This window comes from Bradyrhizobium sp. SZCCHNR2028 (assembly GCF_032380995.1).
GTDB lineage: Bacteria > Pseudomonadota > Alphaproteobacteria > Rhizobiales > Xanthobacteraceae > Bradyrhizobium.
Map to the genome: position 1 here is coordinate 1 of NZ_JAUHJF010000007.1, position 12447 is coordinate 12447.

The following is a 12447-nucleotide window of genomic DNA, read 5'->3' on the forward strand; positions in this document are numbered from 1 at the left end:
AATGGTACTATGGCTCAAGCCCTGGGAGAGTAGGTCGCTGCCAGGCCTGCAAAGGACATCCCCTCTTCACTCCCCAAGCGACAACGCCGCGCTGAAACCTCAGCGCGGCGTTGTCGTTTGTCTTGGTGCGCCAGCTCGCGCGGCGACATGCTGCCGAGGTCGAAGCTCGAGCCCCGCCGAGCTCTCGAGGCCAGAGTCCGCTGGCGGTGACTCGGGCCGCGACTGAGGCCGGGCTAGCGATGCTAGGATGACCATGCCGCATCGGTTCGCCCGCGCGGCCAACGCGATTGAAAATGATCGAGAGGCGCGGATGGAGACGACCTCGGCGGGGCAGCCGTATCGCCTGAGCGCAATTGCGAGCTTTCATGCCCACATCTATTTCGATGATGTCACTCGGGCCGAAGCCGCGCAGCTGCGGCAGTGGATTGCCGACCGCTTCCTTGTGACGCTCGGGCGTTGGCATGACGCGCTGGTCGGGCCTCACGAGCGGCCGATGTATCAAGTCGCCTTCGCGGTCGACGTGTTTCCAGTGCTGGTGCCATGGCTGATGCTCAATCATGGCCGCCTCAGCGTGCTGGTGCATCCGAATACGACGGAGCCGTTGGCCGATCACACCGCGCACGCGTTGTGGATCGGACAGCCGCTCGGCATCCGCGGCGAGAATCTTCCCTCGCACGGCGAGGCAGAGCTGCCGCGCGAGCCGAACACCACGCCGACGATCGCCGCCTGAGCTCGCGCGCGCACTGGTGGCCGCGCCGTCTCCGTACGGTCGGAGCCTGGGCGGACTTGCCGGACTACAGCGTGCGCGCGAGATCGAACGCGCGGAGAATGACCTCGGCGGCATCGATGTCGAAATTGCCCGGGCCTAGCAGGCGCGGCGCCAGCGGGCGGCGGCCGGGCAGGGCATGTCCGCCACCTTCGACGCGATACAGCGACACGCCGCCGATCACTTGGCAATCGCGCCAGCTGAGTTGCGTGACGGAGGTGTCGCTGGCGAGATCCCGATGCGGCAGCGCCGCGGCCTGGCGCACGCCGCAGCCGTCGCGCCGCGCAAAGAACTCCGCCGTCTTTTCAGCGCTCCACACCCGGCCGCGCCCGCCGCGCAGCCCGACCTCGCCGCCGCGATAGGGCACCATCGGATCAGCCGTGCCGTTGATCATGACCACCGGCACCGGCCGCGCGGCGCAGGGCGCGGTGCCATCCGGCATGTTGGCGATCACCGTGCCGATCCCGGCAAACAGCTCCGGCGCCTTGCAGGCCAGGGTGAAGCTCATCATGCCGCCATTCGAAATGCCGGCAAGATAGATGCGCCGGGGGGCGGCCGTACCGTCGGCGACGAGGTGCCGCACCAAGGCGCGGATGAAGCCGACATCATCGGGACCGCCGGAGCGGCCGTCGTTCCATTGCCGGTCGAGGCCATCGGGAAAGACCGCGGCGAAGCCATGAGCTCTCGCGGCTTCGGCAAAACCGGTCGTGCGCGCGGCGCCGGCGCCGCTGCCGAGCGCGCCATGGAGCACGATCACCGTCGGCTGCGGCGTCTTGCCCGTGGTCATCACCATCGCATGACGCGGACCATCGCTTGTGTCGATGGTGATGCCGCGCTCCGCGGCGACCGCCGTGGTCGAGACGAACAGAGCCGCTGCCATGGCGGCCATGAACGATCGGAGATGTGACGTCATGAGCATCCTTCTCGGCTGTCGGGTGACTCCCCGCGGTGGAGCTTCTGTCCGGGCGCAGCAGCCAGCACGCGCAGCCGCATCGCCCAGCTCCGGGCTGCCGCGAGCGATCGCAATCCATTCGCCAAATGCGATCCGCAACGGATTGAAGCTCGGCGCAACGCCGACGAGGCCGTAGCGCAAGGTTTCGCCGGCCGGGGCCTCGGCGAAGCTACCGAACAGCCGGTCGAAAATGATGAGCACGCCGCCATAGTTGCGATCGAGACAGGACTCGTTGGCAGCGTGGTGGACGCGGTGATGTCGCGGCGTGTTCAGCACATATTCGAGTGGACCGAGATGCGGCGCGAGCTCGGTATGGATGAAGAACTGGTAGAGCAGATTGACGCCGAGCATGCCGATGATGGCGAGCGGATGGAAGCCGAGCAGCGCCAGCGGCAGATAGAACAGGAAATGACCGGAGATCTCGCTCGTCCAGCCGAGACGAATGGCGGCGGTCAGGTTCAGATGCGTCGAAGAGTGGTGCACGGCATGCGTGGCCCACAGCCAGCGAACCCGATGCGAGGCGCGATGGTGCCAGTAGTAGACGAACTCGCTGGCGAGAAACAATGCGAGCAGGGCGAGCGGCCGGCTCGTGTCGAAATCGAAGATCCTGTGGCGATAGGCGATGGTGAAGGGAAAGGCCGCGACGAGCGCGACCATTGCGCGGATCAGATGCTGTCCGATCGCGATGGCGAACGAGGCTGCGGTCTCGCGCAGGTCGTGAGTCTTGCGGCCTGCGAGCCGGCCGAGCCCATATTCCAGCGTCATGAAGCCGAGCGCCGTCAGCAGCACGATCATGCGCGTCGACGGCGGTAGGGAAGAGAAGATGGGCATGGCGCGCATCCGACCTCATCGAATGGAGGCGGCGCGCCGGTCCGCCCCGGAGAGGCAGGCGGACCGGCGACATCGATGCTTCAGGGAGGCCGCGAGCAGCAACGCTACGGCGTCCGTTCAGCGCGTGACGGTGCGGCTGTAACTGTAGGAGTTGCCGCGCGGTCCCGTGCCCTGGCCCTGCCGGGTGCAGCTGCCGTCACTGCAGCTCGCGGAGCCGGAGCGCGACCAGCTGCGGCCGGCGGGACCTGTGCCGCCACCCTGCCAGGCGCAGGCGCCGCCGGAGCAGCTGCCGGAGCCGCCAGATGAGGTGGTGCCGCGCGGTCCGGCGACCGAGCCGCTGCGGGTCCAGGCATTCGCGTCGACCGCGGCTGCCGCCGAAAGGACTGCCACGAGCAAAAAGGTCGCGATGGATGTCTTCACGTCAGTCTCCCAATTCGTTCGCGCCGGCGATCGCGTCGCCTGCAGAGGGATACTGTGCGTTGGATGTCGCGGGCGGATGCACCGCCGGTGTCGTTTGGTCGCGGTGATTGGCCGGATTGTAACGGCTTGTCACGCGATCGCCGTCCGATACCGCAACATCGAGCGGCGCGGCGGGCTCTGGTCCAGCCGCACCCTCGACGTTCCGGCGCCTGTTCAGGCCACTACCGGCCCGTCGGTGTGCTTCACCACCTGGTCTTCGTCGCCGTGTTGACGTTGATCACCGCCGTGGCCGTGTTGGACGTGGTTGTCGCCGTGTTGTTGATCAGAGTCAGCAGCTTGTAGTAATCGACGACCTTGGCGTTGGCGACGTACATCACGTCCTTGCTGCGCATCTGGAAGCCCGAGGCCAGCAGCATGCCGGAGGGGTCGCGCAGGTTGACGTGGTAGATGGTCGGAATGCGGTCGTAGATGAAGCGGCTGGTATCGATGCCGAGCTTCTGCAGCAGCGGGCGTTCCTCGTAGCGATAGAGGAAGACCTCGGCTGGATCCGATTGCTGATCGTTCAGGCCGCCCGCCTTGCCGATCGCCTGGGCCAGCGTCAGCGTCTCCGTATCGAACGAAATCTCGGAATTGAAGCCGAAGACGTTCTGATTGAGGGCGCCGAGGGCCGTGAAGGTGGGGGATTCCCGCGTGATGTAGACGACGTCGTTCGGGCGGATGAAGATGTTCTCGCGCGGATCCTGCACCACGCGGCTGAGCAGCACGCGCACACGTTTGCCGTCCCGCTGCAGGGTCACGTAGCTTTCGATGGCCTCGTGCTTCGGGCCGCCCGCACGTGCAATCACCGCCAGCAGGCGTTCGCCCACGCTGTTGAGGGCCAGCACGCCCGGCGTATTGACGTCGCCGAGCACGCTGACCACGCTGGAATGCTGCTGGTTCAGGCTGACGACGACCTGCGGCTCGAGGGCGCGCTTCTGCAGCCGGAAGACGATGTCCTGCTCGATCTGCGGCAGAGTCCGGCCGGCGGCGGCGATCTCGCCCGCATAGGGAACGCGGATATTGCCTTGCTGGTCTACCGCCTGCGCCGGCAGATCCACGAAGTTGCCCGGGCGGGCGCCGGCGGCCGTGGGCGGCGTGAACAGTCCGCCTGGGGCGGCTTCGAAAATGGAAACGTTCAGCACGTCGCCGATGCCGGCGACCTGCACCGGCTTCGGCCGCTTGTCCGGAAACACGCCCTGGAACGTGACCATGTTGGGCTGCGACAGGAAGCCGATCGTCTCGGGGCTGATGTCGACCAGCGCATAGGGAAGCGCCGTGTTCGACCGCACGCTGGCCGTGGCATTGTCGTTCACTGCGTCGCTGGTCGGTCCTGTTCCGGGGAGCAAGGAACAGGCTGGCAGAAGCGCCAAGATCACCAGAGTTAGGAGCGCGCGCGAGCCACGGCAAAGGCTATGAAAGCCGCTCGGGTCCACTGCGCTGTTGCGCACAGGAGACCCCCCGCCGCCGGTCGACCCGCGCGGATTGATCAAGGCCTTCAAACCCATCCCCGAATACAGCAAAAATACGTTTCCCCACGCTGCTCCCTCCACCAAGAAGGGAGAACGTCCCACATATTTCAACCTACCCGGCGGCCATACTGGACGAAAGCGCACCGCCGGGCGGGTTGGTCCGCTTTTGCCCGGCCGTGCCAATTAGGTCACAGTCTGACCTTACCATATTACCGCAACGAGCTGTCAACTCCGCCGGAGGTCCATGGTGGACGGATGATCCGTTCGACCTAACAGGAGCCCAGCAATTTTAAGCACAAAGCCGTTGCGCAACGGTTAGCCTGAGTCGCTTCGCTCAGGCAGGGGGCGACGACATCGCAGGCCGCGCAACGAGTCGGTGAGCCAAGGCCGTCGGACGGGGCGCCGGGACCGCAAGCGGGCGGCCGGCTGTCCAAGGCCGCCGATCAAGTCTATGCTGCTGCGCCAGCCCTTGAGGCTCTTTGCAACGGAGCACGCAATTGTCGAACGTGATCAGGATCGCCGCAGCTGCTTTCGCGATCGCCTTCACGGGCCTATCCGATCCCGCGTCCGCGCGCGGCCTCTATCCGCTGACGGAGTGCGGGCCGGATCTCAGCAGACTCTGCCGGCTGCACGGGGCATTCGAGGCCACTCCGTTTCATTACAATCTCGCGATTCATCCCGGGTGCATTCGGCGTGTCGCCGTCCAGACGCCCCGGGGCGTGCTGTACCGCCGCGCGCTGGTGTGCGGAGCGCCGGAACGGCCCATGGTGTGGTAACCCCGGCCCCTTCCTCGGCGTCTCCGAAGGGCGCTGGACGCTCCGCTCGGCCGCTTCATGGTCAAGCTTGGCGCAAGATGGCGGCCGCGATGGCTGATGCGGGCCGTGCTCGTTTCGACGGCTGGCGCCCGCCCCAGCCGTGTTCGGGAGTGTCGATCATCGCGCGGACGATTAAATGGGCAGTTCCGCACCGTGTTTTTTACGTGATCTGAAATTAAATTAATCGTGTCCAGACGATTCCGCGCGGTCGGAGACATAAAACGGTAGACTGAACAAACTAAAGCTTCAATTGTACCGGACCAAAGGTGCTTAATAAGTCCTTTCTGGCAATGCGGTAGCATTTTACTGCAAACCGTAGCGAGTGCCAGAAGTATTTAATGTCTTGCTGTCAGATGGTAAATTAACTTGTCGCGAGTGGTTAATTTAATTTCTAAAATCGAATCCGTGCATCGTCGCGATGACGGTTTGCCGGAACTCGAGAAAAATCCCTCAAAACTCGCCAATGAGTGGGGTCCGTCCTTGTGTGACGAGCTTGGTACCGCGTTGATCGAGGATATTGAGACGGATGGCGGCGGTGGCGCTCTGAATGCTGTCCTGAAATCGCTGAATAAGATGCGCCTTGCGAAATCACGTTTCGGCCGGCCATCGTCGGGCCGTTCGCCGCAATCCGCGCTGCGGTCTCAGATCGAGCTTTGTGATGCCCTGCTCGAGGAGATCCAATCCATCAGCAGCAGCCTGGGCAAGCGCGCGAAGAAGTCCGCGGCTCCCAGGCGTCGCCCGATGGCCACGCGGCGCCGCCGCGGGACGGCTCATTTGATCGCGCCCCAGCCGGCGGTGCCGGGTCGGACCAGGCAGCAGAAATAATCGCATCGGAAATTGATCGGCGCGGCGGCCGGCCGTCATGGTCGCGCCGGTTGCCGGCGCGAGGCGACGGCCGCTCAGCATCGACCCCGACGGCGCATCAGATCGCCCAGTGCTGCTGTCGCTGGCAGCGACGGCCGGACGTCATCCGGGCGTTCTTCAGCCGTCGTATCGCGCAAAGACGGCGCCCCGAGACGGTGCCGGCCGGAACCCATGTCACCGGTGGGCGGAGGATCGGGCCGCCGGGTGATCGCAGCCGTCCTCCACGCCACAGCCGATCGCGCGGCAGTCAGTTTCCGCTGCCGGTGGTGTGCCTGTCTCACGCCGCGCGACCCCGGATGCCGTCGGCGCGACGTGTTTGAGTCTGATTCGCATGAGCGCGCCTGAAGGATCCCGTGTTTGGCGAAGGCGCTTGATTCGCCGAATCGATGTCGGCGGCTTTGCGGCATGTTCACGATGCGGGCTCAATTAAACCAGCTCGCGACATTTTGTGCGCATGCAAAAATATCTCGATCCGGGTTATCGGGGTGCTCGCCCAAATAGGTTGTAAGCCCTCGCGGCAGCTTTGAAAAACATGGCGCGGTGAAAATGTTCAGCGACCGAATTCGGCACCGTTTGATCATCAAACCTACGTCACTTTGACGCGATCTTGCCTCAATAAGCAGCGAATCCGTTGCAAATCGTGTTGATTCGGCGACTTCTTCCAGCGTGCAGACGAATGTTGCCACAATCTGGGGGCGGTGCGACATAATTTCGGAAAAGGGGGTTGCGGGTTGATAATTGTTTGAGTTACAACCATTAGGTCTAGCCGGATTGGTATAAACTCAAATATTCAGTTTTTCCGAGCGTGAGCCACTTGCGGAACGAAATACCGAATTATATGACGTTAATTCGGCAGGATAGAGATCACAGACAAAGGTCGCTGCATGTCCACCAAGAAGATCGATTTCGAGGCGATGTCTTTCGATGACCTCTGGTCTCTCCATGAGCAGATCAGTCAGATCCTCGCTGTGAGGATCACGTCGGAGAAGCGCGAACTCGAACGTCGTCTGGCGGTTCTCAACCGCAGCCGCGGTGCCATCGAAGGCGCCGGCAGCGAGGGTGGGCAGTCCTACACCACCAGCGGCAAGGCGCGGCGGAAATATCCCCGGGTCCTGCCGAAGTATCGCAACCCACAGACCTCCGAGACCTGGTCCGGCCGAGGCAAGCAGCCGCGTTGGCTGGTGGCGGCGATCAAGACCGGGCATCGGATCGAGGAATTTGCGATCAATGGGGCTGGCGCTTCGAAAAGTCGCCGTCAGCGCGCCTGATCGGGGTAGCTTCAATCAAGCTCGCCGAGCCGATAGTTGAGCGACGCTGCGCGTCGATACTGGGCCTGATTCGCCCTCTCAGCATCCACGAACGACATGTGAGCGGTTTGACGCCGCAACGTCGCGATCCGCCGATCAAGACCTGACCGAAGTGGGCCCGTCCGATCTGCCCCGCACGGCTCCGCCGATTGGCTCGCGATCATCATCTGTTGCGAATGCGCCTAATAGGCATTGTTGCCGCGGATCAGCTCGATCGGCGTCCTCAGCAGGATCGCGACGTCGAGCGACAGGCTCCAATTGTCGATGTACCAGAGGTCGAATTCGACGCGCTGTTCGATCGACGCACGCGTGGGCGTGGGGCCGCGGCAGCCATGCACCTGCGCCCAGCCGGTCAGTCCGGGCTTGACACGGCGACGGAACGCGTAGTTGCGCACGAGCTTGTCGAATTCGTTGTCGTGCGCCAATGCGTGGGGGCGGGGGCCGACCAGGGACATGCTGCCGTCCAGGACGTTGAGCAACTGCGGCAGCTCATCGATGCTGGTCCGGCGCAGCCAGGTCCCGAGCCGGGTGAACCGGCTGTCGCCGATCTGGGCCTGGACGATCGAAGGCCCGTCCTCGAGAACGGACATCGTGCGAAACTTGTAGATCTGAAAAGATCGGCCGTTGAATCCGCAGCGTTGCTGCCGGAACAGCACCGGCCCGGCCGAGTCGAGCTTGATGGCGATCGCCACCAGCAGGAGCAGCGGCGACATCAATGCCAGCGCGATGCCCGCCAGCATGACGTCCATGAGCCGCTTGGTGGCGTGTTCGAGCGGGCTCAGCAGGCCGCGCTGCAGCTCGATGCAGACCGCATTGCCGAGTTCGCGGCACGGCCGCTTGAAGATGTCCGAAGCCGTTCCGACCGGCACGAAACTCACTGGAAACGGCAGGACTCTCAGCTCCGCGCCGAGCGTTCGCAGATCGGACCAGGGTTCGGGATTGGCGCCAACGACGATCTCTTCGATATCGGAGCCGCGCACATAATCGATCACGCTCGAAACGATCCGCTGCCGCTGATCCGGATCCGCGTCGGGCTCAGGAAGCAGGAAGTGTCGCTGGACGCGAAAGCCGGTGTCGGTGAGCACCTGGGTCAGCCCGGCGTTGTCCTTGCTTGCTTCATCGGTGATCAGAACGATGTTTCGGCCGGAAAATCGTCTCTCCGCCAGCCCCTTTGCCAGCAGATATGCGGTGGTGCGGCGATGCAGGATCAGCGCCGCGAGCCCGAACATCGCGAATACGATGCTGGTGCCGCGCGAGAATTCGCTCCCGATCTTGAGCGCGAACAGCGCGCCGGCCAGCACGAGGAACGCCGTGACCCAGGTCAGGCAGGCCGCGCGGATCTGGCGCGGCAGGATCAGGAGCTCGGCCGGCCGGTACATCCCGCGGATCTTCATCAGCGAGACGAACAGCGCCGACACGAGGATCGCCAATCCGAGCGATTTACTGACGTCGTTGGCTCCCGCCGGATCCTGCAGATGATACAGAAACCCGGACAGGACGCTCGACATGGTAATCGTTGCAATGTCCGCCGCGATCGCGAAGGGCTCCACCGAGTCGTAGTGGACGGGCCATTTCCGCCCTTGGAATTGTCGTTCCAAGAGGACGGCCGGCATGCCATTTCGATCGAGAGTCTTGGGCTGATCCACGTAATGCATGGGATGTCGGTGTTCGAAACTCGGTTAAATAGCGATTAGCCGTCATTATATGTTTTGGCATTTAATTTAAACAATTAAAAACTGCCATTGGGATTTATTCGCGCCGTCGGACATCTCCCGATACCGCGGCGAGGCCGGTGACGCCGGAATGCCGGTTCTGGAGGACGGAAACGAGGCCGCTCGCCCCCTCCAAGTCGGTCCTGGCAATGCCCGCGTGACGATTTAATGTTCGTGAAACGGATATTTCAATGCGGGCGGCCAAGAATGGCATTTAAAAAGAGATATAATTGGATTATTAATCCGGTGCCGGGCGCCCGCGACGCGGGTGACGCGTCCGCAGCCGACCGAATGCAGGGGGAGGTTTTCCTCGTGCAGCCGGGAGGGCGAAGCGAGGGCGCGGCGAGCTGTCTTCGAGGCCGGCCGGCGAGATTGGAAGATTATGATGCTCATTTCAAAGATTGAGAACCCGAAGGACGTCGCGCCATGAAGGTCGTATTGTTCTGTGGAGGGCTCGGGACGCGGATCCGGGAATATTCCGAGAGCATTCCGAAGCCGATGATTCCGATCGGCCACCAGCCGATCCTCTGGCACGTCATGCAGTATTACAGCCAGTACGGGCACCGGGATTTCGTTCTGTGCCTGGGCTACAAGGCCAATGTGGTGAAGGACTATTTCCTGAACTACAATCAGGCGTCCACCACCGACTGCACGATCTCGCAGTTCGGCAAGAAGGTCGAGCTGCTGGGCGATCGCCCCCCGGATTGGCGGGTTTCGTTGGTCGACACCGGCATCTGGCGCAACATCGGCCAGCGACTGCGGGCGGTCCGGCACATGGTCGAGGGCGAGGAGATCTTTCTCGCCAACTACAGCGACGGCCTGACGGACGCGCCGCTGCCGGAGATGATCGATCGTTTCAAGCGCAGCGGGAAGATCGGCTGCTTCATCGCCATCCACCCGCCGATCAGCTTTCACCTCGCCGAATTCGACGCCGACGGCACCGTGGGCCGCATGGCAGCGAGCAACGATTCCAACATCTGGATCAACGGCGGCTACTTCATCTTCCGCAAGGAGATATTCGACTATATCGACGAGGGTGATGAGCTCGTCGTGCAGCCGTTCAAGCGGCTGATCGACCGCGGCGAGCTGATGGCCTATCGCTACGAAGGGTTCTGGCGCGCCATGGACACGCTCCGTGACCGCCAGGTGCTCGAGGAGATGATCGAGCGCGGCGACACGCCCTGGCAGCTCGGCGCCAACCTTCCGGCGGTGGTGAACGGATGAGGGCCCTGCAGCTCGCCGGTCGCGGCGACCGGCTGTCGGTCCTGTGTCTCGGCGCGCACTCCGACGACATCGAGATCGGGGCCGGAGGCACGCTGCTGTCCTGGCTCGACCAGGGCGTCCGCCTGGATGTTCATTGGTGCGTGCTCAGCGGCAATGGCGAGCGCGGCGTCGAGGCGCGGGCGTCTGCCGACGACTTCCTTGCCGAAGCCGCCGGCCGCAATCTCGAGATCATGCAGTTCCGCGACGGCTTCTTCCCCGAGCAGGGGGAGGAGATCAAGGCCTGGTTCGAGCAGCTCAAGGGCCGGATCAACCCGGACGTCATTCTCGCTCACCGCCGCGACGACGCCCATCAGGATCATCGGCAGGTCAACCGCCTGGTCTGGAACACGTTCCGCGATCATCTCGTGCTGGAGTACGAGATTCCGAAATGGGACGGCGATCTCGGACGGCCAAATGTCTACATGCCCGTCTCCGAGCGGATCATGAAGCGGAAGGTCGCGCTGCTGATGGCGCATTTCGGCAGCCAGCGCTCCAAGCAATGGTTCGACCCGGAAACGTTCATGGGACTGGCGCGACTGCGGGGCATGGAATGCCGCGCCGCCGAGCGCTATGCCGAGGCATTCGTCGTGCGCAAGCTGTCCTTGGGGTGAACGGCGGCCGAATCCGTTCGCCGTGAGGTCCTCGCGGCGGACGCATCAATGTCCGATCGGCAATGTCCGATCTGCGAGGAGATGATCGGCGCTTGGCCGCGATGCGTGGCTGCGGCCGGCAGTCAGCCGGCCGCCCGTCGGGGACGTTCGACGATCTCCTCTGCCGGCGGACGCTCGATTGCGGTGGCCGGCACCTTCTCCAGCCAGACCTCGCGCCACCACGCATAGATGCCGCGCGGGCAGAACAATCGGTTCTCGCTGTAGCGCGACTGGCAATAGACGCCGTCGAGAATGACGGCCGGTGTCTTCATCCGCCGGATGTAGCCGGTGCGCTCGTCGATGAACTTCTCGACGCGCGTTCGCACCCGGAACACCTTTCCGCAATAGGGCACCATCTCGGCGTCGAAGCCCATGCCGCGGTTGTTGGTCTGCTTGTCGATGGTGGCCAGGATGTCCTTGTGCGGGCGGACGCGGACGAGATCGCCGGGCTGCAGCCCGAGATCGGCGATCGGCGCGTCCTTGTCTGTCAGGAGATCTCCGCGCTTGCGCGGAAACGGGACGCCGCCCCACAGCGACTGGACGCGGTCGTAGACCCAGCGCGCGGGCCGGCCGAGGCGCGGACGGCGCGCCATGGTGGCGCCGACATAGGCGAAGTAGAGAAAGCCCTTCAACATCTTCGCGAGCGAGACATTGCCGGACGCGACGTCCTCGGCGTATTGCCGGGCGTCCCACCATTTGAGCGGCTGGGTGTAGGTCGGCAGCTCGGTGGCCTGGCAGGCGTAGCGCGGGCCTTTTCCCGGCTGTTGGTCCGGCGACTTCGTCGCATCCCACACCGCGCGCACCGTGCATCCGCCGGACGGCTGAAGCGCAGCCGCATCGTGCGGGCCGGCCGGCGCGGGTTTGGCCGCATCCACCGGGGTGAGCCACGCCTCCTTCCAGAAGATCAGGCAGGCCGCCTGGCAGCCGCCATAAGCCTCGCCGTCACAGCGGTGCTCCAGATGCACCGCGTTGGGAAGGCGCCGGCCGAGCCATTCTCCGGTGTTGTATCCGGTGACCGTGTCGCAGGTCTTGTGGGCGCGCTTGTAGACCTGGAAGCGTTGACCGCACCATTTGAACATCTGCGGCATGAACGGCAGCCCTTCCAGGCGCCCGTTTGCGTCGAGAGTGGCCAGGATCTCTTCCTTGCTGCGCACTTCGACCCAGTCGCCGGCGGATAGTGTCATGCTCTGTCTTTCAATGCTTAAATCAATGCGTCATCGAGGCGGGCGGGGCATCCCGCGCGGGACGCCTCATTTGCCAGTGATCGAATTAAAGCTGCCGAGATCTGCGGTCAACATTTGTCCCTTTTGTGGCGTTATTTAATTTGAGGCAATTAATTAAATCAAGAGGGCGCCTGAT

The 12447-nt window shown here is 63.7% G+C and carries 11 protein-coding genes; 6 read left to right on the top strand and 5 right to left on the bottom strand.

Annotated elements, in window-relative coordinates:
• The first annotated feature begins 310 nt into the window (after positions 1-310).
• Positions 311-730 (top strand): DOPA 4,5-dioxygenase family protein, encoded by a 420-nt coding sequence (locus tag QX121_RS13655; protein WP_315812196.1) that lies wholly within the window; start codon positions 311-313, stop codon positions 728-730.
• A gap of 64 nt (positions 731-794) precedes the next feature.
• Here the strand turns inward: QX121_RS13655 and QX121_RS13660 are convergent, their stop codons facing one another.
• From QX121_RS13660 to QX121_RS13670, 3 genes are all read right to left on the bottom strand, one after another.
• Positions 795-2549, bottom strand: coding sequence for a sterol desaturase family protein (locus tag QX121_RS13660; protein WP_315812197.1), 1755 nt, complete (start codon positions 2547-2549; stop codon positions 795-797).
• Between the two features lie 117 nt (positions 2550-2666).
• Entirely contained in the window at positions 2667-2969 is a 303-nt protein-coding gene (locus QX121_RS13665; RefSeq protein WP_315812198.1) for a hypothetical protein, read from the bottom strand.
• Between the two features lie 242 nt (positions 2970-3211).
• Positions 3212-4579: a polysaccharide biosynthesis/export family protein gene (locus QX121_RS13670; protein ID WP_315739716.1), complete on the bottom strand. Its 1368-nt coding sequence runs from the start codon at positions 4577-4579 to the stop codon at positions 3212-3214.
• 404 nt (positions 4580-4983) lie between these two features.
• On the opposite strand from QX121_RS13670, the gene QX121_RS13675 reads away from it, so the two are divergent.
• From QX121_RS13675 to QX121_RS13685, 3 genes are all read left to right on the top strand, one after another.
• Positions 4984-5253 (top strand): hypothetical protein, encoded by a 270-nt coding sequence (locus QX121_RS13675; protein WP_409997705.1) that lies wholly within the window; start codon positions 4984-4986, stop codon positions 5251-5253.
• A gap of 405 nt (positions 5254-5658) precedes the next feature.
• On the top strand, positions 5659-6117 hold the full coding sequence (locus QX121_RS13680) for a hypothetical protein (protein WP_315797546.1): 459 nt from the start codon (positions 5659-5661) through the stop codon (positions 6115-6117).
• A 923-nt stretch (positions 6118-7040) separates the two neighbouring features.
• Positions 7041-7424: an H-NS histone family protein gene (locus QX121_RS13685; RefSeq protein WP_315739468.1), complete on the top strand. Its 384-nt coding sequence runs from the start codon at positions 7041-7043 to the stop codon at positions 7422-7424.
• A gap of 221 nt (positions 7425-7645) precedes the next feature.
• Here the strand turns inward: QX121_RS13685 and QX121_RS13690 are convergent, their stop codons facing one another.
• Complete coding sequence (locus QX121_RS13690) at positions 7646-9118, bottom strand: undecaprenyl-phosphate glucose phosphotransferase (RefSeq protein WP_315758304.1); 1473 nt, start codon at positions 9116-9118, stop codon at positions 7646-7648.
• 483 nt (positions 9119-9601) lie between these two features.
• Here QX121_RS13690 and QX121_RS13695 point away from each other — a divergent pair, with 483 nt between their 5' ends.
• Both QX121_RS13695 and QX121_RS13700 read left to right on the top strand, forming a co-directional pair.
• Positions 9602-10399: a glucose-1-phosphate cytidylyltransferase gene (locus tag QX121_RS13695; protein WP_315739470.1), complete on the top strand. Its 798-nt coding sequence runs from the start codon at positions 9602-9604 to the stop codon at positions 10397-10399.
• Positions 10396-11049 (top strand): PIG-L deacetylase family protein, encoded by a 654-nt coding sequence (locus tag QX121_RS13700; RefSeq protein WP_315739471.1) that lies wholly within the window; start codon positions 10396-10398, stop codon positions 11047-11049. The genes QX121_RS13695 and QX121_RS13700 overlap by 4 nt, the downstream gene beginning before the upstream one ends.
• Positions 11050-11171: 122 nt before the next feature.
• Here QX121_RS13700 and QX121_RS13705 read toward each other — a convergent pair whose 3' ends face one another.
• The gene (locus tag QX121_RS13705) at positions 11172-12272 is read right to left on the bottom strand and encodes a hypothetical protein (protein WP_315812199.1); all 1101 of its coding nucleotides are present in this window, start codon (positions 12270-12272) and stop codon (positions 11172-11174) included.
• Positions 12273-12447: the final 175 nt, after the last annotated feature.